Origin of the sequence: Planobispora rosea (assembly GCF_014648175.1) — a bacterium.
GTDB classification, from domain to species: domain Bacteria; phylum Actinomycetota; class Actinomycetes; order Streptosporangiales; family Streptosporangiaceae; genus Planobispora; species Planobispora rosea.
The window spans coordinates 1-20,773 of sequence record NZ_BMQP01000043.1; the positions used below are offsets into that span (position 1 = coordinate 1).

16 protein-coding genes are annotated in these 20,773 nt (G+C 70.3%); 9 read left to right on the forward strand and 7 right to left on the reverse strand.

Annotation, left to right across the window (positions count from 1 at the left end; translation table 11 throughout):
- Positions 1 to 395: 395 nt before the first annotated feature.
- Positions 396 to 2,456: a S9 family peptidase gene (locus tag IEZ08_RS31245; RefSeq protein ID WP_189243548.1), complete on the forward strand. Its 2,061-nt coding sequence runs from the start codon at positions 396 to 398 to the stop codon at positions 2,454 to 2,456.
- Complete coding sequence (gene mgrA / locus IEZ08_RS31250; protein WP_189243549.1) at positions 2,456 to 3,472, forward strand: L-glyceraldehyde 3-phosphate reductase; 1,017 nt, start codon at positions 2,456 to 2,458, stop codon at positions 3,470 to 3,472. The genes IEZ08_RS31245 and mgrA overlap by 1 nt, the downstream gene beginning before the upstream one ends.
- Positions 3,473 to 3,588: 116 nt before the next feature.
- Here the strand turns inward: mgrA and IEZ08_RS31255 are convergent, their stop codons facing one another.
- Positions 3,589 to 6,012 (reverse strand): lysylphosphatidylglycerol synthase transmembrane domain-containing protein, encoded by a 2,424-nt coding sequence (locus IEZ08_RS31255; protein WP_229803723.1) that lies wholly within the window; start codon positions 6,010 to 6,012, stop codon positions 3,589 to 3,591.
- 73 nt (positions 6,013 to 6,085) lie between these two features.
- Between IEZ08_RS31255 and IEZ08_RS31260 the strand changes: the two genes are divergently transcribed.
- The 3 genes from IEZ08_RS31260 (at position 6,086) to IEZ08_RS31270 (ending at position 10,645) form a co-directional block, all read left to right on the forward strand.
- Positions 6,086 to 6,523, forward strand: coding sequence for an RpiB/LacA/LacB family sugar-phosphate isomerase (locus IEZ08_RS31260; protein WP_068927806.1), 438 nt, complete (start codon positions 6,086 to 6,088; stop codon positions 6,521 to 6,523).
- 334 nt (positions 6,524 to 6,857) lie between these two features.
- Positions 6,858 to 8,414: a M28 family metallopeptidase gene (locus IEZ08_RS31265; RefSeq protein ID WP_068927808.1), complete on the forward strand. Its 1,557-nt coding sequence runs from the start codon at positions 6,858 to 6,860 to the stop codon at positions 8,412 to 8,414.
- A gap of 224 nt (positions 8,415 to 8,638) precedes the next feature.
- Complete coding sequence (locus tag IEZ08_RS31270) at positions 8,639 to 10,645, forward strand: molybdopterin-containing oxidoreductase family protein (RefSeq protein ID WP_229803724.1); 2,007 nt, start codon at positions 8,639 to 8,641, stop codon at positions 10,643 to 10,645.
- Between the two features lie 3 nt (positions 10,646 to 10,648).
- Here the strand turns inward: IEZ08_RS31270 and IEZ08_RS31275 are convergent, their stop codons facing one another.
- Positions 10,649 to 11,098, reverse strand: coding sequence for a GNAT family N-acetyltransferase (locus IEZ08_RS31275; RefSeq protein WP_068927811.1), 450 nt, complete (start codon positions 11,096 to 11,098; stop codon positions 10,649 to 10,651).
- 90 nt (positions 11,099 to 11,188) lie between these two features.
- Between IEZ08_RS31275 and IEZ08_RS31280 the strand changes: the two genes are divergently transcribed.
- Entirely contained in the window at positions 11,189 to 11,656 is a 468-nt protein-coding gene (locus IEZ08_RS31280; protein WP_068927813.1) for a hypothetical protein, read from the forward strand.
- A 3-nt stretch (positions 11,657 to 11,659) separates the two neighbouring features.
- On the opposite strand, the gene IEZ08_RS31285 is transcribed toward IEZ08_RS31280, so the two are convergent.
- The 4 genes from IEZ08_RS31285 to IEZ08_RS31300 all read right to left on the reverse strand — a co-directional run bounded on the left by IEZ08_RS31285 (position 11,660) and on the right by IEZ08_RS31300 (position 15,049).
- On the reverse strand, positions 11,660 to 12,127 hold the full coding sequence (locus IEZ08_RS31285) for an SRPBCC family protein (protein WP_068927815.1): 468 nt from the start codon (positions 12,125 to 12,127) through the stop codon (positions 11,660 to 11,662).
- A gap of 75 nt (positions 12,128 to 12,202) precedes the next feature.
- Positions 12,203 to 12,625, reverse strand: coding sequence for a VOC family protein (locus IEZ08_RS31290; protein ID WP_189243550.1), 423 nt, complete (start codon positions 12,623 to 12,625; stop codon positions 12,203 to 12,205).
- 93 nt (positions 12,626 to 12,718) lie between these two features.
- A complete protein-coding gene (locus tag IEZ08_RS31295; RefSeq protein WP_068927819.1) occupies positions 12,719 to 13,549 on the reverse strand; it encodes a class I SAM-dependent methyltransferase in 831 nt (276 codons plus the stop codon).
- 117 nt (positions 13,550 to 13,666) lie between these two features.
- The gene (locus tag IEZ08_RS31300; RefSeq protein WP_068927821.1) at positions 13,667 to 15,049 is read right to left on the reverse strand and encodes an Nramp family divalent metal transporter; all 1,383 of its coding nucleotides are present in this window, start codon (positions 15,047 to 15,049) and stop codon (positions 13,667 to 13,669) included.
- Between the two features lie 148 nt (positions 15,050 to 15,197).
- Here IEZ08_RS31300 and IEZ08_RS31305 point away from each other — a divergent pair, with 148 nt between their 5' ends.
- Entirely contained in the window at positions 15,198 to 17,021 is a 1,824-nt protein-coding gene (locus IEZ08_RS31305) for an acyl-CoA dehydrogenase (RefSeq protein WP_068927823.1), read from the forward strand.
- Positions 17,022 to 17,135: 114 nt separating this feature from the next.
- On the opposite strand, the gene IEZ08_RS31310 is transcribed toward IEZ08_RS31305, so the two are convergent.
- Positions 17,136 to 18,680: a cache domain-containing protein gene (locus tag IEZ08_RS31310; RefSeq protein ID WP_189243551.1), complete on the reverse strand. Its 1,545-nt coding sequence runs from the start codon at positions 18,678 to 18,680 to the stop codon at positions 17,136 to 17,138.
- A gap of 168 nt (positions 18,681 to 18,848) precedes the next feature.
- Here IEZ08_RS31310 and IEZ08_RS31315 point away from each other — a divergent pair, with 168 nt between their 5' ends.
- Together IEZ08_RS31315 and IEZ08_RS31320 are read left to right on the forward strand one after the other, a co-directional pair.
- A complete protein-coding gene (locus IEZ08_RS31315; RefSeq protein ID WP_068927827.1) occupies positions 18,849 to 19,583 on the forward strand; it encodes an NUDIX hydrolase in 735 nt (244 codons plus the stop codon).
- Positions 19,584 to 19,674: 91 nt separating this feature from the next.
- Positions 19,675 to 20,763, forward strand: coding sequence for a lipopolysaccharide kinase InaA family protein (locus IEZ08_RS31320; RefSeq protein WP_068929247.1), 1,089 nt, complete (start codon positions 19,675 to 19,677; stop codon positions 20,761 to 20,763).
- Positions 20,764 to 20,773: the final 10 nt, after the last annotated feature.

Below are 20,773 nucleotides of genomic sequence, written 5' to 3' on the forward strand. Positions count from 1 at the left end.
AAACGGACGCGTACACCGCCCGAGCCGATCATTTCCTTGATCGTCCCGATCCGGGGCGTTTTGTTCGCTTCGTTGTGGCTTTATTCTTTCAGATCCGCTTTTCCGTGTCAATTTGACCGGTTCGAGCTGATCTTTCGGGAATTCGGCCTGCCCCGTCTCCGAGGCAACCCCTCTAACTTACCAGCCATCGAGCGGCTCTGCGAACCGATCTCTGAAACCGCGAGTTTCAAGGGGTTATCGACATATACGGGACAGCCCACACCGGAGTCACCTGAGTGATTGGAGTGGGTTGCGCCGGATCTTGCCGACGTCAAAAGATTAGCAGTCCCCGGCGACCGCTCGAGACGGAACGCCGAAACCGGAGCCGGGCGGGACCGGAAACATAGACTCGGCGCGTGAGCATCGAGACGCCGCCTACGGCGAAGAAGGTTCCCAGCGAGCGCGTGCACCACGGGGACACCGTGGTGGATGACTACGCCTGGCTGACGGTCAAGGACGACCCCGAGACGATCGCCTATCTCGAGGCCGAGAACGCCTACACCCAGCAGGTGACCTCACACCTGAAACCCCTCCAGGAAACGATCTTCCAGGAGATCAAGGGGCGGACGCTGGAGACCGACCTCTCCGTCCCCACCCGCAAGGGCGACTGGTGGTACTACTCCCGCACGGAGGAGGGCAAGCAGTACGGCATCCAGTGCCGGGTCGCCGCGGAGGGCGACACTCCTCCCGAGCTGAAGCCGGGCGAGTCGCTGCCCGGGGAGCAGGTCATGCTCGACGCCAACGAGCTGGCCGGCGACAGCGACTTCTTCGCCCTCGGCACCAGCTCGGTGAGCCCCGACGGCACCCTGCTGGCCTACTCCGTCAACTTCACCGGCGACGAGCGCTTCACCCTGAAGGTGAAGAACCTCCTCACCGGCGAGGCCCTCCCCGACGAGATCCCCGGCATCTTCTACGGCGGGGCCTGGTCGGCGGACGGCACCACGTTCTTCTACACGACGGTCGACGAGACCTGGCGCCCGCACAAGGTCCACCGGCATGTGATCGGTACCCCGGCCGCCGACGACGCCCTCGTCTACGAGGAGACCGACGAGCGGTTCTGGATCGGCGTCGGCCTGACCCGCAGCGAGCGCTATCTCGTCCTCTCCTCCGGCAGCAAGATCACCAGCGAGGTCCGCATCCTGGAGGCGGACGACCCGACCGGCGAGTTCCGTGTCGTACGGCCCCGCAAGACCGGCATCGAGTACGGCATCGACCACGCGGGCGACCGCTTCCTGGTCCTGCACAACCGCAACGCCGAGAACTTCGAGCTGGCCACGGCCCCGATCGACGACCCCGGCACCTGGACGCCGCTGATCGAGCACCGCGAGGACACCCGCCTGCTCGACGTCGACGCCTTCTCCAGCCACACCGTCGTCCACTTCCGCCGGGACGGGTTGACCGGCATCCGCATCCTGCCCGCGGACGGCGAGCCGTACGAGATCTCCTTCCCTGAGCCGATCTACGACGCGGCGCCCTCCGGGAACCCCGAGTTCGTCACCGAACGGCTCCGCCTCGGCTACACGAGCATGATCACTCCGCCGTCGGTCTACGACTACGACCTCCAGGCGCGCGAGCTGATCCTGCTCAAGCGCAGACCCGTGCTCGGCGGCTACGACCCGGACGACTACGAACAGTTCCGCGAATGGGCGACCGCCTCGGACGGCACCCGGGTCCCGATCTCGATCGCGGTCAAGAAGGGCACCGACCGGCCGGCGCCCACCGTCCTGTACGGCTACGGCAGCTACGAGATCTCGATCGATCCGTCGTTCTCGGTGGCCCGGCTGAGCCTGCTGGACCGGGGGTTCGTCTTCGCCGTCGCGCACGTCCGGGGCGGCGGTGAGATGGGCCGCCGCTGGTACGAGGACGGGAAGTTCCAGCGGAAGAAGAACACCTTCACCGACTTCGTCGCCTGCGCCGAGCACCTCAAGGCGGCGGGCTGGTCGTCCGAGATCATCGCGCGGGGCGGCTCGGCCGGCGGGCTGCTGATGGGCGCGGTGGCCAACCTCGCTCCGGAGATCTTCGCGGGCGTGGTCGCCGAGGTGCCGTTCGTGGACCCGCTGACCTCGGTCCTCGATCCGTCGCTCCCCCTCACCGTCATCGAGTGGGACGAGTGGGGCGACCCGCTGCACAACCCGGACGTCTACCACTACATGAAGTCCTACTCGCCGTACGAGAACGTGGAGACGAAGGTCTACCCGCCGATCCTGGCGATCACGAGCCTCAACGACACCCGTGTCCTCTACCACGAGCCGGCCAAGTGGATCGCCCGGCTCCGCGACACCGCGCGGGGCGGGCCGTTCCTGCTCAAGACCGAGATGGGCGCCGGGCACGGCGGCCGCAGCGGCAGGTACGACTCCTGGCGCGAGGAGGCGTTCACCCTCTCCTGGATCCTCAACACCGCGAAGGTCGCCGAGTGATGACGTATATCGCCGCGGACGACCGTTACGACGGGCGGCAGCCGTACAACCGGGTGGGCAGGAGCGGGCTCAGGCTCCCCGCGGTCTCACTCGGGTTGTGGCACAACTTCGGCGACGACAAGCCTTTCGAGGTGCAGCGGGACATCCTGCGCCGGGCCTTCGACCTCGGGGTGACCCACTTCGACCTGGCCAACAACTACGGACCGCCGTACGGCTCGGCGGAGACCAACTTCGGGCGGCACTTCCGCGAGGACTTCGCGCGTCACCGGGACGAGCTGATCATCTCGACCAAGGCCGGGTACGACATGTGGCCCGGGCCGTACGGCGAGTGGGGCTCCCGGAAGTACCTGCTGGCCAGCCTGGACCAGTCGCTCAAGCGGATGGGCCTGGACTACGTCGACATCTTCTACAGCCACCGGTTCGATCCGGACACGCCGCTGGAGGAGACGATGGGCGCGCTGGACCACGCGGTCCGCTCCGGCAGGGCGCTGTACGCCGGGATCTCGTCCTACTCCCCCGAGCAGACCGCCGAGGCGGCGCGGATCCTGCGCCAGATGGGCACGCCGCTGCTGATCCACCAGCCGTCCTACTCGATGCTGAACCGGTGGATCGAGGGCGGGCTGCTGGACGTGCTGGAGGCCGAGGGTGTGGGCTGCATCGCGTTCTCGCCGCTGGCGCAGGGCATGCTGACCGACCGTTATCTCGACGGGATCCCGGAGGGGTCGCGGGCGTCGCTCGGGCACTTCCTCAAGCCGGAGATGCTCACCGACGAGGTCATGCGGCACGTCCGCAGGCTCAACGAGATCGCGGCGGCGCGCGGCCAGTCGCTGGCGCAGATGGCCCTGGCGTGGGCGTTGCGCGACAGGCGGGTGACCTCGGTGCTGATCGGCGCGAGCAGCGTGGCGCAGCTGGAGAACAGCCTCGCGGCGGTGGGGAACCTCTCGTTCACCCCCGAGGAGCTGGCGGCGATCGACAAGGACGCGGTCGAGGCCGGCATCAACCTCTGGGCCGTCTGAGAGCCTCGAGGCCGCCTGAGAACCCTCCGGCCCCTGAACATGGCCTGTCATGGCCTGTCATGGCCCGTCATGGCCCGTGACATGGGGGAGGGCCCGTACGGTGCGCCGTACGGGCCCTACAGGGCGTCGTTCCGTTGCAGGTAGGTGAACGAGGCCCAGCCGGGCAGGACCGGGAGCCAGAAGGTGAGCAGCCGGAACAGCAGCACCGCGGGAGTGGCGATCCCCTGTGGCAGGCCCGCGAGGGTGAGGCCGCTGATGAGGGCGACCTCGACCGCGCCCAGGCCGCCAGGGGTGGGGGCGGCCGAGCCGATGGCGTTGCCGGCGAGGAAGACCACGGCGACGGCGGCGAAGTTGAGGGAGTCGCCGAAGGCCCGGATGCAGGCGTCGAGGCAGAGGACGAAGAAGATCGTCAGCAGCAGGGTGCCGGTGAACCCCTCGGCGATCTTCCGGGGGGACTGGAGCACGTCCAGCAGGCGGGGCAGGACTCCCGAGAACAGCGAACGCAGCCGCGAGGTGATCACGCGGCGCAGGCGCGGGACGCCCAGGACGATGACCAGCACCAGGGCCACCGCCAGCAGCACGAACACCAGCGTGCGCGACGGGGTGAAGGACGCGGCCGTGCTGGAGCCGGTGATGTAGGCGAACAGCAGCAGCAGCCCGATGTGGAGGGCCAGCCCGGTGAGCTGGGAGGCGCCCACGCTGGCCATCGCCTGACCCGGCGGGATCCCGCGCTTCTGCAGGTAGCGGGTGTTGATGGCGACACCGCCCACCGCGGCCGGGGCGACCAGCTTGACGAACGATCCGGCGAACTGCGCGAGCACGGTACGGCCCAGCGGGAGTCTCTCCGGCACGAAGCCCCTCAGCATCAGCGCGGCGGCCACGTAGCTCAGCATCGCGGCGGCGAAGGCGACCCCGGTCCAGCTCCACTTCGCCGAGGTGACCACGTTGAGGTCGATCCGGGTCAGGGAGGTGAGCACGAGATACGCGGCGAAGGCGCTGGCGATGATCGTGACCAGGGTGCGCGGGCGGAACCGCTCCAGGCGCACCTCGCCCGCCTCGACCTTGGGTTCGAGCTCGACGATGTTCTCGCGGATCGCGGTCAGAAGTCCCTTGTTCTTGTTCAGCGCGGCCCGGGTCTCCCGGGTGAGCGCGATCCGCTGCAGCAGCGGGAGCGCGGTGGCCAGCGTGTTCGGCCCGGTCACGGCCGCCGCGGCGCGGACCGAGCGCTCGGCGCCGACGCGCAGGCCGAGGTAGGTGAGCAGCTGGGCGATGTCGAGGCTGAGCAGCAGGTCTCCGGCGGCGATCTCACCGCTGCGGGCGTCCATCAGGACGACCCGTCCCTCGTCGTCGACGTGGATGCTGTCCCCGGTCAGCCGCCGGTGGGCGAGCCGCTGGACCTGCAGGAGCATGACCTGCTCCCAGATCTGGGCGAGCAGGTGGTCGTCGATCTCCTCGTCGGGGATGTCGGCGAGCGCCCGGGTGGAGACGTGTTCGTAGATGAGGAGCGCGGCCTCCGCGCCGATCTCGCCCGTGCCGACCAGCCGGGGGCTGCCGACCCCGGCCGCCTGCGAGGCGTAGGCCATCAGCGCCTCGCGCTCCAGCTCGGCGCGGAGCGAGCGGATGGCGCGGCGCCGGGTCTCGGAGTTGAGCCGGATCCGCCGCCAGAGGCGGTAGAGCAGCCCGGCGACCTGCCGGTCGCGGTCGAGGACGGTGACGTCGAGGCGGGTGCCGTCCTTGAGCCCGACGGCGTATCTGCGGCTGCCCTGGTGGTCGTCGTCCAGCCGGTGGGCCTTGACCGGGTGGAATCCCAGTTTGCGGACCGCGGCGACGATCGCGCTGCCCGGCGGGCGGGTGTTGGGGCTGCCCAGGCCGTACAGCGTGGCGTATCCGACGGCGAGTCCGACGAGGATGGAGACGGCGATGCCGGGGATGGTGGCGGCCAGCCCGGCGAACAGCGCGACCGAGTTGACCGCGACCGCCGCCCACAGCGCGGCGCGCCAGGTGGGACGGCGGGAGATGCGCGTCGCGGTGGCGTAGGCGATGACCGAGGTGAGCAGCGTGTTGAGCGGCTCGACCCCGGAGCGGCCTCCGGTGAGCAGCATCCGCAGGTCCTCCGGGCCGGGACCGAGGATCCACTCGCCGAGGACGAAGGAGAGCACCATCCCGGCGATGGCCGCGAACAGTCCCTCCGCGACGCGCAGGCCGTCACGGTGGAGCACCCGTTCGACCGCGTACGCGGCGGGGATGGCGAGCATGGCGACACCGCCCAGTATGCCGACCAGGCCGCTCAGCAGGAACGGCACCCGGCGGGTGCCGTCGGCGACGTCGGCCTCCAGGCCGTTGAGGGTCTTTCTCGCCACCAGCGCGAGCAGGATCACGGCCGCCAGGCCCAGCAGCGTGGCCAGGAAGCGCAGCGCGTCGGAGGGGCGCCGGAGCCGCTGCGGGAGCAGTGGTTCGGCGACGAGCACGGCGGTCTCTCCGCCCGGCGGCGATGTGCCGCGGGCGACCGTCGTCCCGTCGCGTTCCTTGATGTCCTTCACCGCCAGCGATTCTGCCCGTTTTGCATTACAAGTGCGTCACCGATCTTTCTGTCCAGTGTCCACAATCGGAGTCATGCGTATCTCACTGGCCTCCGACAGTCTCGACGGTGTCGCTCCCATTCTCATCTCCGAACTCGAAGGACGCGGGCACACGGTCGTCCCGCACGGCGCCGTTTCCGACGGACGGGCCGACTGGGCGTGGTGCTGCGCGCGGGCCGCCCGTGACGTGGCCGAGGGGGTGACCGACCAGGCGATCGTGTGCTGCTGGACCGGGACCGGGGCGTCGATCGCGGCGAACAAGGTGCCGGGCGTCCGGGCGGCGCTGTGCGTGGACGCCGAGACGGCGGCGGGGGCGCGGAAGTGGAACGACGCCAACGTGCTGGCGATCAGTCTCCGGCTGACCTCGGCTCCGCTGCTCCGGGAGATTCTGGATGCCTGGTTCGCCGGGAGTGTCAGCACCGACGAGGCGGACATCGCCAACATCTCGTATATCTCCGAGATGGAGAATTGACCCACCGATCTGCGATTACCAGGAAAAAGGCGGCGGTCTCCTGGAAAGCTGACTCCATGGACCGGCATCCCGCCATCGGTCGCGGCCCTCCCGGGTCACCGCCCCGGGCCACCGTCCGCCCGTCCCCGTCCCGCCATGCACGCGGCGACCGAGATCGTTACTCCACCCGCAGTGTCGCCGTCAAGTGTCTCCCGAGAACGCCAGGAACGCTGATTCGACTCCGCTCGATAACAAATGTCGAGCAGGTCTTACAAAACGGTGATTCATCCCACTAAGTTCCACTTATCGCGATCACGGGGGATTTCCTGCTTCATTGGTGTTAGAGGAGTGTTGCATGCGCGCACGCGCGTACAAGGGCCTGCTGGCCGCCGTCACCGCGGCTTCCGCCCTGGTCCTTCCCGTCATCTCCGCCACCCCGGCCGCCGCCGATCCGGATCCCCGGGCCCTCAGCAAGTCCGTCACGGGCCTGGGAGTCAAGCGGCATCTCGTGAAGTTCCAGCAGATCGCCGACGCCAACGGCGGAACCCGCGCCTCGGGCACCTCCGGTTACGACGCCTCGGTCGCCTACGTGGCCGACAGGCTCCGCAGGGCCGGGTACAAGGTCACCCTCCAGGAGTTCGAGTTCCCGTTCTTCCGTGAGATCACGGAGTCCTCGCTGCAGCGGGTCGCGCCCTCGGCCAAGACCTACGTGCGCAACACCGACTTCAGGACCATGACCTACTCCGGCTCGGGCAACGTCACCGCCGCCGTGCAGGCCGTCGACGTCATGATCCCGCCGAGCCCGACGCCCAACACCTCCACCTCCGGCTGCGAGGCGAGCGACTTCGCCGGCTTCACCGCGGGCAACATCGCCCTCATGCAGCGCGGCACCTGCAGCTTCCAGATCAAGGCCGAGAACGCCCAGGCCGCCGGGGCCAGCGGTGTGATCATCTTCAACGAGGGCCAGCCCGGCGAGGGCGCGAACGACCGCCGCGTCCTGCTCGGCGGCACCCTCGGCGCCCCCACCGTGAACATCCCGGTCGTCGGCACCACCTACGCCATCGGTGAGGAGCTGGCCGCCGCCGGGACGACGGTCACCCTGGTCACCAACACCGAGAGCGACCTGCACCGCAAGACGCACAACGTGCTGGCCGAGAGCCGCTGGGGCGACGCGGACAAGGTCGTCATGGTCGGCGCCCACCTGGACAGCGTGCCCGAGGGCCCCGGCATCAACGACAACGGCTCGGGCAGCGCGGGCGTGCTGGAGACGGCGCTGAAGGCCGGCCTGTTCCCGACCAAGAACAAGCTGCGCTTCGCCTTCTGGGGCGCCGAGGAGCTGGGCCTGCTCGGCTCCGAGCACTACGTGGCCAACCTCTCCGCCGAGGAGCGGGCCAAGATCAAGCTGTACCTGAACTTCGACATGATCGCGTCCCCGAACTACACCTTCGGCATCTACGACGGTGACAACTCCGACGGCGTCGGCGCCCCGGCCGGACCGGCGGGCTCGGACCAGATCGAGAAGCTCTTCGAGTCGTACTTCAAGACCATCGGCCAGCCGTACACCGGCACCGACTTCACCGGCCGCTCGGACTACGGTCCCTTCATCGAGGTCGGCATCCCCGCGGGCGGCCTGTTCACCGGCGCCGAGGGCATCAAGACCGCCGAGGAGGCCGCGAAGTTCGGCGGTGAGGCGGGCGTCGCCTACGACAAGTGCTACCACCTGGCGTGCGACACCATCGACAACATCAACGACAAGGCGCTGAAGGTGAACACCGGTGCGATCGCCACCGCGACGTTCGTCTACGCCTACAGCGCGCAGCTGCCCGGCGGCGGCACCCCCGGCTCCAACCAGCCGGGGACCGGCGGCGGCGGCCATGACCACGAGCATGACCACGTCGGCGTGCCGATGTGATCACCGCTTGATCGCCTATGACCGTCGCCCCGTAGCGGGGGGACGGTGACGAGGGGGTACGGCCGGGCCGGCCGTACCCCCTTCCCGTGCGCACGGAAGCTGCTCGTAGGCCCGGAAGCTGCCCGTACGCCCGGGAGCTGCCCGTACGCCCGGGAGCCTCCTCCGCGGCCGGGAGCGCCGGATGTCCGGGAGTTCTGCCGACCCCGCACCGGTAAAGTCAAATCATGGCGGGTGAAATGCAGATTTTGGGGGCGTGTCCGCTGGACTGCCCGGACACGTGCTCGTGGGTCGTGACGGTCGAGGACGGCGAGGCCGTCAAGCTGCGCGGCAACCCCGACCACCCCTACACCCGCGGCGCGCTCTGCGTGAAGGTCAACCGCTACCTGGAACACACCCGGGCGGCCGACCGCATCCTCCACCCGATGCGCAGGATCGGCCCCAAGGGCGCGGGCGTGTTCGAGCGGATCTCCTGGGACGAGGCCCTGGAGGAGATCTCCGTACGGCTGCGCGCGATCGTCGACGAGCACGGCGGCGAGGCGATCTGGCCCTACAACGGCACCGGAAGCCTGGGCTACCTGCAGGGATGCGAGGGCGTCGCAGGCCGGCGGTTCTGGAACGTCCTGGGTGCCTCCCGGCACTTCCTGAACATCTGCTCCACGGCGGGCAACTCCGGCCTGGTGAAGACCAACGGCACGCCCGGCGGGATGGACCCGGAGAACTTCGCGCTCTCGCGGCTGATCCTGCTCTGGGGCACCAACACGCTGACCAGCGGGCACCACCTGTGGAAGTTCATCCAGGACGCCCGCGCGGCCGGGGCGTACGTGGTGGCGATCGACCCGATCCGCACCCGTACGGCCGAGCAGGCCGACGAACACCTGCCGATCCTGCCGGGCACCGACGCGGCGCTGGCGCTCGGGCTGCTCCACGTCGTGCTGGCCGAGGGCGCGGAGGACCGCGACTACCTGGAGAACCACACGGAGAACTGGGCGGAGTTCCGCGAGGAGATCCTGCGTCACCCTCCGGCGCGCGTCGCGGAGATCACCGGACTGCCCGAGGCCGGCATCCGGGCCCTGGGCCTGCGCCTGGCGCGCACCCGGCCCACCGCCATCCGCGCCACCATGGGCATCCAGCGGCACGCGGGCGGCGGCGCCGCGATGCGCGTGATCGCCTCCATCCCCGGGGTGACCGGCGACTGGCGCCACCCCGGCGGCGGGGTCGCCTACTCCACCAGCGGCCACGTCCACCTGGACATCGACACCCGCGACAACCTGCGGCCGGGGCCGGTCCGCACGCTCACCATGACCCGGCTCGCCACCGAGCTGGACGAGTCGGTGAAGTGCCTGTGGGTCTACACCGCCAACCCGGTGGGCTCCTCCCCCGACCAGAACCGCATCCGCGAGAGACTCCTGCGCGAGGACCTGTTCACGGTCGTGATGGAGCAGTTCCCCACCGACACCGTGGACTACGCCGACATCGTGCTGCCGGCGACCATGCAGATCGAGCACATGGACCTGCACGCCGGATACGGGCACATGTACCTGATGTGGAACGAACCGGCCGTCGAGCCGCCGGGCGAGTGCCTGTCCACCACCGAGACGTTCCGCCGCCTGGCCGGGCACATGGGCCTGACCGAGCCCTCGCTGTTCGACTCCGACCTGGAGCTGGCCGAGCAGCTGCTGTCCTCGGGGCACCCGTCCCTGGACGGGATCACGGTGGACCGGCTGCGCAAGGAGGGCTGGGTCCGGCTCAACGTGCCGCAGCCGTTCGCGCCGTTCGCCGACGGCGGCTTCCCCACCCCCTCCGGCAGGATGCGCCTCCCCCGGGGAGCGGCCTACGTCCCGCCGCACACGGCCGTGGCCGCCGGAGGGCCGTACCCGCTGACGCTGGTCACGCCCGCCTCCCACACCTTCCTCAACACGACCTTCGGCAACAACCCCGAGCTGCTGCGCCGCTCCAAGGGCCCGCGGGTCCTGGTCAACCCGGCCGACGCGGCGGCCCGGGGGCTGGCCGACGGGCAGCGGGTCCGGGTGTTCAACGCCGGTGGCGCGTTCGAGGCCGACGTGGAGATCAGCGAGAAGGTACGGCCCGGCGTGGTGGCGTCCGCCAAGGGGCACTGGCCCAAGCTGAACCCGGACGGCGCCGGGGTCAACGCGGTGGTGGAGGAGCGCGACGCCGACATGGGCCGCGGCGCCGTCTACCACGACAACCTCGTGGAGGTCGCCCCCGCCTGAGCCTCAGTCGAGGACGAGCTTGTAGCCCTCGTGGGAGGCGACGAAGCCGAGGGAGTCGTAGAACCGGTGGGCGTCCCTGCGCCGCTTGTCGGTGGTGAGCTGGACCACGGCGCAGCCGCGCTCGCGGGCCCGCTCGACCGCCCACTCCATCATCTTCCGGCCGAGCCCGTGACCGCGCAGGGCCGCGGTGATCCGTACGGCCTCGATCTGCATGCGGAGGGCGCCGCGCCGGGAGATCCCCGGGATGCAGGTGAGCTGCATGGTGCCCACCACCTCGCCGTCCCGCTCGGCCACGATCAGCTCGTTGTTCGGGTCGGCCGTGATGGCCTCGAACGCGGCGCGGTGCTCCGGGCCGTACGTGCCGGTCCGGTCCGCGGCGATGGAGTCGTCGGCGATCATGGCGACGATCGCCGGGAGGTCCTCGATGCTGGCGGTGCGGAATTCCACTGACATGACGATCAACCTAGTCGGGGGCGGGGGTCAGGGCAGGATCAGGGTTGCCCCCCGATGTGGACAGGGGGTTCGAAAGCGCACTCTGTTGTCATGAAAGAAGAACTGACTCGACGTGACGAGATCTCCCTCGCCGGCGCGGCCCTGCACGGGGCGCCCTGGAAGAGCGCGGCGGTGGCCGGCGGCGCGGTGGCGGCGACCAGCTTCGGCCTGGGCGTCATCCTGCCCGGGGCCGCCAGCCTGACCTGGGCTCTCTGCCTGGGCATCAGCCTGTTCGCGCTGGTCGCGGCGGTCGGTGCGATCTCCAGGCCCGGCGCCGGTGACCGGGTGACCCGGCAGGCCCGCTCCTGGGCGCTGCGCCACCCGTGGCGCTTCTCCCTCTACCCGTCGCTCGGCGCCGCCGCGCTCATGTACCCGGTGCAGCTCGTCATCGACGGCGAGGGCCCGTTCAGCGCGGGGCTGGACGCGCTCCAGGGCGGCGTCGCGGTCTACCTGATCACCGCGGTGCTGGCGCTGACCATGAGGGGACGGGGCCAGTCGTCCCTGCCTTCCGGCCGCTGACCCTCAGGGCCGTTCCGCGACGGCCTTGAGGCTCTCCAGGGTCCGGCGCATGTTGACGGCGTTGTGGCTCGCCCGGTCCGCCACGCCGGTGGCGAGGTCGCCCACGACGCGCATGAACAGCCCCCTCCGGTCCCAGGTCCTCTGCTCCACCCGGCAGCCGCTCTCCGTCTCCGTGATGTCGAACCGCCAGATCGCCACGTCGAACACGCCGCCCGCGCGCACGTGGTAGGCGAAGGTCCGGCCGGGGTCGGCGGCGGTGATCGTGCAGATCGTCGACCAGCGCCGCCAGCCGTTGCGGTTGATCCCCCGGAACCTGGCGCCCGGCCGCGGCTCCCGGACGGGACCGACCCAGCGGACCCGCTCGCACTCGGTGTTCCAGGCGCTCATGTCGGTGAGGTCGGCGACCAGGTCGTAGACCGTCTCGGGCGGTGCGGAGATCTCGATGCTCGCCGACGCGCTGGGGGCACTCATGTTCGCAGCATGACCGGCAGAACATCGTTCCGGCAAGAGCCGATCCCTCCCGTCCGCGACGGGACCGCCGCGGGATCAGCCCTGCCCCGCCTCCTGCCCCTGCTGCTCCCGCTCCGCCTCCTGCCCCTGCTGCTCCCGCTCCGCCTCACTCCGGCAGACGCAGAACTCGTTGCCCTCCGGGTCGAGCATGGTCACCCAGCCGGTGCCGTCGGGGTTGCGGCGGTCGGACTCGATCGTGGCCCCGAGCCCGAGCAGCCGCTCGACCTCCTGGTCGCGGGTGGTGCCCTCGGAGCCGGTGACGTCCAGGTGGACGCGGTTCTTGACGGTCTTGCCCTCGGGGACCTTGATGAAGAGCAGGTTGATCTTTCCGACGAGCAGGATCTCGTCGTCGTCCTTGTCGGTGTCCGGGTCGAACTCGAACCCGGTGGCGTCGCGCCAGAAGGTCGCCAGCTCGTACGGCTGCGCGCAGTCGAAAGTCACGTAGTGGACGTCAATCATGCGACCACCCAACCGCGACACCGCCTAAACCGTCAAGCCGGTGTTGTAACCCTCTACAGTGCCAAGCCGGTTACTCCGTAACCGCCACGGCAGTCACGCCGGGTCCCACCAGAGCGTGACCCAGCGATCCCTCGGCACCGGCCACATGTCCAGCTCGGCGACGGCCGCGACGACCTCCTCCGCCCGGTCCGGATGGAGGCAGAGCCTGCGGCAGGCGCTCTCGGCCAGCTCCGCCACGTCCGAGAACCGGCTCAGCGGAGCCAGGCGCTCCTGCCGGCGGACTCCGTACCCCATCCGCCCGGCGATGGCGGCCACGTCGTCGGCCGTGGGCCGCTCGGGACGGCCGATGCCGTGGAAATGGGCCCAGAGCGGGGTGAGCCAGCTCATCGGGTGCCGGTACGGAAGCTCCAGGACGACCCGGCGGCGGGCGTGGCGGGTCAGCTCGGCCAGGAAGCCGGGCAGGTCGGGAACGTTGTAGACGACATGGGCCGCCATCGCGACATCGGCTTCGGGAGTCTCCCCGGCGACGTCCGGCCAGCGGCCCCGGATCATCGTCACCGGGACGCCCAGCGCCTCGGCCCGGGACTCCAGCTCGGCCAGCATCCCCTCCGAGGTGTCGACCGCGACCAGTGCGCCGAGGAGCCCGGTCCCGCGGCCGAGGCGGGCCAGCGGGAGCGAGGCCGCGCCGGTGCCCGCGCCCACGTCGAGGACCGTCCCGTGCTCCGGCAGCGCCTCGGCGACCCGGGCCAGGGTGGGGCCCTCCGGGTCCGCCAGCGCGCGGTCGGTGCGTTCGGCGAACCGGGCGGGCGAGTGCCGCCACGGGTCGGCCGGGGCCTTCGCCGCGATCTCGTCCGGGATGCCCCATCCCGCCAGATCCGACCGCCAGCGCTCCGCCAGTCCTTTGAGGTCCGCAGGCTCCTTCATGCCCCAGAGCCTAGAAGAGCCCGGAGCCCGGAGCCCGGAGCCCGGAGCCCGGAGCCCGGAGGCCGGAGCCCGGAGGCCGGAGGCCGGAGCCTGGGGCGCGGGTCGCGGGTCGCGGCGTCAGAAGAGCTTGCCGAACTGGTCGATCAACGTCAGCACCGAGAAGTACCCGAAGAACGCGAACGTCAGCAGCACGATCACCATGCGGTAGCCGCGGACGCGGATGGCCTGGGGAACCAGCTTCCGGTTGAGGACGACGAGCAGGGCCGAGTAGAGGAACATCATGATCCCGCCGACGCTCGCCGAGATCACCAGCAGCGTGATGGGCTGGTCGAAGCCGATCACGAGCATCGTGATGCCGAACAGCACGATGAACCAGACGACCAGGCTGTAGATGCGGCTCTCGGTCCATCGCGCGCTGTTCGGCAGATAGACCGTCTTGACGATGTCGGCGACCATCCTGCCGACGTAGTCGCAGATGCCCATGCTGGCTGCGAACAGCGACAGCGCGCCGATGGCCCAGAAGAACGTGCCGAACCACGACAGCCGCTCGTTGAGCACCTCGCCCTCGGTCCGCAGGAACGTCACGTTGTTGGCGGTCTCGGCGCCGAAGACCGTGGAGTAGGCCAGCATCGACATCAGGAAGATCGTGAAGACGGTGATGGCCACGAACGAGACGAGCTGCTCGATGTTGGCCACCCGCCACCATCCGCGCCAGCGGGCCAGGTTGGCCTCGTCGGGCTCGAAGGTGTAGCCGGTGGCGGGGGCGGCCTGGTCCTCACCGGTCACCGGGGAGACCAGGCGCGGGATGCGCGCGCCCATGCCCATGTTCTTGTCGCGGATCCAGTTGCTCTGCACCAGGTTCTGCCCGCCGCCCGCGCCGGCGAAGGCCATCGCGCCGAGCACGAGCGCCGCGCCGAGCTGGGCGGGGACCTGGCCGATATGGGTGACCGCCTCGCCCAGCCCCCGGTAGGCGTCCCCGGTGATGGCCAGGAACACCGCGATCACCAGGAAGACGACGACCGCGCCCACCTTGATGAACTGGGTCGCCTCCACGGTCCGGTAGATGACCGGCGACAGGGTGAGCGCCACCGCGATCAGCAGCAGCTCGATCACGGCGATGACGGTGACGTCCCCTCCGCCCACGGCGTAGGTGAGGACGGTGGCCGAACTGGTGGCCCAGCCGGGCCAGATGTTGGCCAGCACCGCCATGAACGCGAACAGCAGGCCCCAGTGCCGCCACAGGCGGCTGAACCCGGTCAGCGCGGTCTCCCCGGTGGCGAGCGTGTACCGCTCGATCTCCATGTTCAGGAAGTACTGGGCGACCACGCCGACCACGGCCGCCCACAGGAAGACCAGGCCGACGTTGGCGGAGATGTAGGGCCAGATGACGAACTCGCCGGAGGCGAGACCGACCCCCGCCGCGATGACTCCCGGGCCGAGCACCTTCCGCAGCGGCTGAGGGTCCGGGAGCTCAGCCGGGCGCAACGGAGGAAGAGCCATAAGGATCGTCTTCCCCTGGCCGATGTGACAAACGTCCCCACTGGTGCTGTTTTCCAGGGGTTACCGGCGGGTAGCATTGTCAGTAAGGTTACTGACCAGTAGACCCCTGTCGCGAGTCCCGGTTCCCCGGTTTCAAGGAGCAGAGCCCATGGGCCACTACAAGAGCAACATCCGTGACCTGGAGTTCAATCTCTTCGAGGTGTTCGGACGCCGGGAGATTCTGGGCACCGGCCGCTACGCCGAGCTGGACGAGGACATCGTCCGCAGCATGCTCGACGAGCTCAACCGCATGGCCACGGGCGTGCTCGCCGACTCCTTCGAAGAGGGCGACCGTACCCCGCCGGTGTTCGACGCGGCGACCGGCACGGTGAAGATGCCCGAGGGCATCAAGAAGTCCTTCTTCGCCATGCGCGACGCCGGCTGGACCAACCTCGACCTGCCCGCCGAGATGGGCGGCCCGGGCGTGCCGCGCAGCGTGGCCTGGGCCCTGGCCGAGCTCATCCTCGGCTCCAACCCGGCCCTGTGGATGTACTCCAGCGGCCCCGGCTTCGCCCACATCCTGCACACCATCGGCACCGACGAGCAGAAGCGCTTCGCCGAGCTGGCCATCGAGCGGCAGTGGGGCGCCACCATGGTGCTCACCGAGCCCGACGCGGGCTCCGACGTGGGCGCCGGCCGGGCCAAGGCCGTACGGCAGCCCGACGGCACCTGGCACATCGAGGGCGTCAAGCGCTTCATCACCAGCGCCGAGCACGACATGGCCGAGAACATCTTCCACCTGGTGCTGGCCCGCCCCGAGGGGCACGGCCCCGGCACCAAGGGCCTGTCGATGTTCCTGGTGCCCAAGTACCACGTGGACCTGGAGACCGGTGAGCTCGGCGAGCGCAACGGCGTCTACGTCACCAACGTCGAGAAGAAGATGGGCCTGAAGGTCTCCACGACCTGCGAGCTCACCTTCGGCGACAAGCACCCGGCCGTCGGCACGCTCGTCGGCGACGTGCACGAGGGCATCAAGCAGATGTTCATGGTCATCGAGCAGGCCCGCATGATGGTCGGCACCAAGGCCATCGCCACCCTGTCCACCGGATACCTGAACGCGCTGGAGTACGCCAAGTCCCGCGTGCAGGGCGCCGACCTGACCCAGATGGCCGACAAGTCCGCCCCGCGCGTGACCATCACCCACCACCCGGACGTGCGCCGCGAGCTGATGCTCCAGAAGTCGTACGCCGAGGGCATGCGGGCTCTGGTCCTGCTGACGGCCTCCTACCAGGACGCCGTGCAGATCGCCGAGTTCGAGGGCCGCCGGGACGAGCACGCCGAGGCGATGAACGACCTGCTGCTCCCGCTCGTCAAGGGCGTCGGCTCCGAGCGCTCCTACGAGATGCTCGCCCGCTCGCTGCAGACCCTGGGCGGCTCCGGCTACCTGCAGGAGTACCCGATCGAGCAGTACATCCGGGACGCCAAGATCGACTCCCTCTACGAGGGCACCACCGCGATCCAGGGCCTGGACCTGTTCTTCCGCAAGGTCCTGCGCAACCAGGGCGTCGCCCTCGGCTCGCTCTACACCGACATCAAGGCCTTCGCCGACTCCGAGGCGGGCAACGGCCGGCTGAAGCAGGAGCGCGCGCTCCTGGCCGAGGCCGCCGACGAGGTCAAGGCCATGGCCGACACCATGGCCGGCTGGGCGCTCGGCTCGCTGGACAAGCCCGCCGAGGTCTACAAGGTCGGCCTGAACACCACCCGCTTCCTGCTCGCCCTCGGCGACCTGGTCATCGGCTGGCTGCTGCTGCGCCAGGCCGAGATCGCCCTGGCCGCGCTGGGCGCCTCGGACGAGGACAAGGCGTTCTACACCGGCAAGGTCGCGGCCGCGTCGTTCTTCGTCCAGACCGTCCTGCCGCGCCTGGCCGCCGAGCGCCGTATCCTGGCCGCCACGAACCAGGACCTGATGGAGCTCCCGGAGGACGCGTTCTGAGCCGGATCCAGGCCACCTGCTCCCGCGGCGGGTAAGCGCTGAGGGGCGGTCCCGTTCGTACGGGACCGCCCCTCCGTGTTCTCCGCCGTCACCGCCGGTGCGGCGGAGCCCGCGTCAGCTCTGCCGCATCTCCGTCAGAAGATGCGAGAACTCCGTCCGCAGGCGGCCCGCCTCGGCGGCCAGGTCCTCCGACAGGTTCGCGATGCGCGCGGCCACCCGTCCGGTCGCCTCGGCCGAGCGCCGCACGCTCACGCCCTCCGCGTCGCCGCCGCCCGCGATGGCCGTGGCCACCTCCTCGGTGCTGGTGCCGAGGCTCCGCACGGCGTTGGCCATCCGGTCGATGACCTCCGCCGCTCCCTGCGAGGTGTTCTGGATCGCCTCCACCTCGCGGGCGATCTCGTCGGTGGCCTGCGAGCTCTGCTGCGCCAGTTCCTTGACCTCGTTGGCCACCACGGCGAAGCCCTTGCCGATGTCGCCGGCCCGGGCCGCCTCGATGGTGGCGTTGAGCGCCAGCAGGTTGGTCTGCGCGGCGACCCGCCGGATCACCTCGACCACGCCGCCGATGGTCTCCGCCGCCGTCGTCAGGCCGTTGACCGTGCCGCTGGCGCTGTCCGTCTCGGCGGCCGCCTGCGCCGCCGTCTGGGTCGAGTGGCCGGCCAGATCGGAGATCTCCCGGACGGTGTCGGCCAGGCCCCCGGTGGTGGCCGCCAGTTCGCCCGCGCCGTCCCGCATGGCCAGGACCGCGTCGTCGAGCCGGGCGATCACCGTCGAGACCGTCTCGTCGAGACGGGCGGCCAGCACGTCGGCGGAGCGGCGGCGGTCCTCCTCGGCGCGCGCCCGCAGTTCCTCGTGCTCGCGCTCCAGGGCCTGCTTGCCGGCCAGACCGTCCCGCAGCACGCCGAGGGCGCCGGCCATCCGGCCGATCTCGTCACGCGACGCCGGGGGCAGCGCGACCTGGAGGTCGCCGTCGGCGAGCCTCCGGGTCGCCGCGGTCATGGCCCGCACCGGGCGCGAGATGCTGAGGCCGATCACGACGAGGACGACGAGGACGGCGCCCACGACCACGGCGGTCTGCACGACGGTGCCGCGCTCCTTGTCGAGGACGGTCGCCTGCATGTCGTCGATGTAGATCCCGGTGCCGATGACCCAGCCCCACGGCTCGAACCCGGCGACGTAGGACAGCTTGGCGACCGGCTCCCTCGCGTCCGGCTTGGGCCACTGGTACTCGACGAAGCCCGTCCCCTGGGCGCGGACCACCTTGACGAACTCGACGAACAGCAGCTTGCCGTCGGGGTCGGCGTTGGCGGACAGGTCCTTGCCGTCCAGTTCCGGCTTGATCGGATGCATGACCATCTTCGGACCCATGTCGTTGATCCAGAAGTAGTCGCCGTCGCCGTACCGCATCGCCCGTACCGCGGCCAGCGCGGCGGCCTGGGCCTGCTCGGTGGTCAGCACGCCCTTCTCCGCCTGGGCGTGGTACCCGGCGACGACCGAGTGAGCCGTCTCCACCAGGTTCTGGACCTTCGTCTTGCGCGCGGCGAGCTCGGTGGGCTCGATGTCGGCGAAGCGGATCGCGCCCATGGTCAGGATGCCGATGACGGCCACCGTCGCGAGGACGGCCAGCTTGGCCAGGATGGGGGTGTTACGGAGCAGAAGCATCAGACAGCCTTTCGACGGGTCTCCCCTCTTCTCGGCAGCGCATCCGGCGATCTGAATGATTCTCGTCACACTGCTCCGGCGGCCCGGCCGTTCGAGCTCGCGGGCAGGGGTTGACTCGGCCGACCGTTATTCTCATACTGAGAGTATCTCAGATTGAGAAGGACCGACATGGATGAACACGAGTACCTGGCCGGCTACGACCCGCGGTCATACCCGGCGGTCGCCGTGACCGTCGACGTGGTCGCGCTCACGATCATCGGGGGCGTGCTGCACGTGCTCCTGGTCGAGCGGGGGGAGCCGCCCTTCCTGGGGCGGTGGGCGCTGCCCGGCGGGTTCATCCGGCCCGGAGAGGACCTGGACCAGGCCGCGGCCAGGGAGCTGGCCGAGGAGACGGGGATGACCGACCGGGTCCACATCGAGCAGCTGGCCAGCTACGGGGCACCTGACCGGGACCCGCGGATGCGGATCGTGTCAGTCTCCTACCTGGCCTTCGCTCCGGACCTGCCCGACCCGCAGGCGGGGTCCGACGCCACCGACGCCGCGTGGTACGGCGTGGACCGCCTGCCGAAGCTCGCCTTCGATCACGAGCGCATCCTGGGGCACGCGCTCGAACGGGCGCGGGCCAAGCTGGAGTACACCCCGCTGGCCACCGCGTTCGTCGGCCCGAGGTTCACGATCTCCGAGCTGCGCAGGGTCTACGAGACGGTGTGGGGCGTCCCGCTGCACGCCGGAAACTTCCACCGCAAGATCCTGTCGGTCCCCGGGTTCGTGGAGAGCACCGGCGAGACCACCGAGAGCGGCGGGGCGCGGGGCGGGCCCCGGGCCAAGCTCTACCGCGCGGGAGACGCCCGGCTCCTCCATCCCGCTCTGCTGCGACCGGAGCGGGAGGAGGAGATCCGGTGACCACGACCGCGACCGGACCGGGAGAGGGCCCGACGACCACGACCGGACCGAGGGAAACCCGATGACCGCGACCGGACCGAGGGGAGATCCGATGACCGCCGAACCGACCGGGGCACGAGGAGATCCGGCGAACACGACAGCGGAGGCGATCACCCTGGTGAACGCCGCCACGGACCCGGAAGACCTGTTCTCCGGAGACAACCCGGAGCGCGCCTACCGGCGGCTCGCCCGGCTCCTCCACCCGGACCTCGCCTCCCGCCCGGACGCCGCCGCGGCCTTCGTCAAGCTGGCCCGGCTCTGGGCGGCCCGCCACGGGAGCGCGGGCCGCCCGAGAGTGATCACCACCAGGCGGGGGACCCACCGGATCACCGGGATCCACCGGCGGGGCGCCACCGCCGTGCTCTACAGGACCGACGAGGACACCCTGGTCAAGCTGGTCCGGAACCCGGCCGACAACGACCTCGTCCGGCGTGAGGCCGAGGCTCTCAGGGTGATCGAGCGCGAAGGCGATCCGCTGCTCCTGCCGTACGTGCCCCGGCTGGTGGAGTCGTTCCGCTACCGCTCGGGCGGGGTGGAACGGCAGGCCAACGTGATCAGCAGGGTGCCGGACGGGTTCCTGACCCTGGCCGAGATCGCCCGGCGGAGGTCACCGCTGGACCCCCGGGACGCGGCGTGGATCTGGCGGCGGCTGCTGGTGGCGATCGGCGCGGCCCATCGCGCCGGGGTCGTGCACGGCGCCGTCTTCGGCCACCACGTGCTGGTCCACCCGATCGAACACGGCCTGGTGCTGATCGACTGGAGCCAGTCGGTCCCGCTGGGCACGCCGCTGACCGCCCTGGTGACGCGGCACCGCGACGACTACCCGCCCGGCGTCCTCGCCCGGGAACCGGCCACCGAGACCCTCGACATCCGCCTCGCCACCCACTGCGTCGCCACGCTCATGGGGCACCGCACCGGTCGTCCCGCCGCCCCCGGCGGGCACGGACCGGCGGACGGCACCGGCAGCACTCCCCCCGGCGCCCCCTCAGGCACCCCCTCCGGCGTCCCCGCACGGATGCGCGCCTTCATCAGGGGAAGCCTGCTGAGCCCCCCGCGTGACGCCTGGGGACTCCTCGCCGAGCTCGACGAGCTCCTGGACGATCTCTACGGCCCCCGGCGCTACCGCCCCCTCCACCTCTGACAAGCCTGCC

Excerpts from the sequence above, each read along its gene's own strand:
- mgrA (WP_189243549.1), top strand. The coding sequence starts at position 2,456 with ATGACGTATATCGCCGCGGACGACCGTTACGACGGGCGGCAGCCGTAC.
- IEZ08_RS31260 (WP_068927806.1), top strand. The coding sequence starts at position 6,086 with ATGCGTATCTCACTGGCCTCCGACAGTCTCGACGGTGTCGCTCCCATT.
- IEZ08_RS31265 (WP_068927808.1), top strand. The coding sequence starts at position 6,858 with ATGCGCGCACGCGCGTACAAGGGCCTGCTGGCCGCCGTCACCGCGGCT.
- IEZ08_RS31270 (WP_229803724.1), top strand. The coding sequence starts at position 8,639 with ATGGCGGGTGAAATGCAGATTTTGGGGGCGTGTCCGCTGGACTGCCCG.
- IEZ08_RS31275 (WP_068927811.1), bottom strand. The coding sequence starts at position 11,098 with ATGTCAGTGGAATTCCGCACCGCCAGCATCGAGGACCTCCCGGCGATC.
- IEZ08_RS31280 (WP_068927813.1), top strand. The coding sequence starts at position 11,189 with ATGAAAGAAGAACTGACTCGACGTGACGAGATCTCCCTCGCCGGCGCG.
- IEZ08_RS31285 (WP_068927815.1), bottom strand. The coding sequence starts at position 12,127 with ATGAGTGCCCCCAGCGCGTCGGCGAGCATCGAGATCTCCGCACCGCCC.
- IEZ08_RS31290 (WP_189243550.1), bottom strand. The coding sequence starts at position 12,625 with ATGATTGACGTCCACTACGTGACTTTCGACTGCGCGCAGCCGTACGAG.
- IEZ08_RS31295 (WP_068927819.1), bottom strand. The coding sequence starts at position 13,549 with ATGAAGGAGCCTGCGGACCTCAAAGGACTGGCGGAGCGCTGGCGGTCG.
- IEZ08_RS31300 (WP_068927821.1), bottom strand. The coding sequence starts at position 15,049 with ATGGCTCTTCCTCCGTTGCGCCCGGCTGAGCTCCCGGACCCTCAGCCG.
- IEZ08_RS31305 (WP_068927823.1), top strand. The coding sequence starts at position 15,198 with ATGGGCCACTACAAGAGCAACATCCGTGACCTGGAGTTCAATCTCTTC.
- IEZ08_RS31310 (WP_189243551.1), bottom strand. The coding sequence starts at position 18,680 with ATGCTTCTGCTCCGTAACACCCCCATCCTGGCCAAGCTGGCCGTCCTC.
- IEZ08_RS31315 (WP_068927827.1), top strand. The coding sequence starts at position 18,849 with ATGGATGAACACGAGTACCTGGCCGGCTACGACCCGCGGTCATACCCG.
- IEZ08_RS31320 (WP_068929247.1), top strand. The coding sequence starts at position 19,675 with ATGACCGCCGAACCGACCGGGGCACGAGGAGATCCGGCGAACACGACA.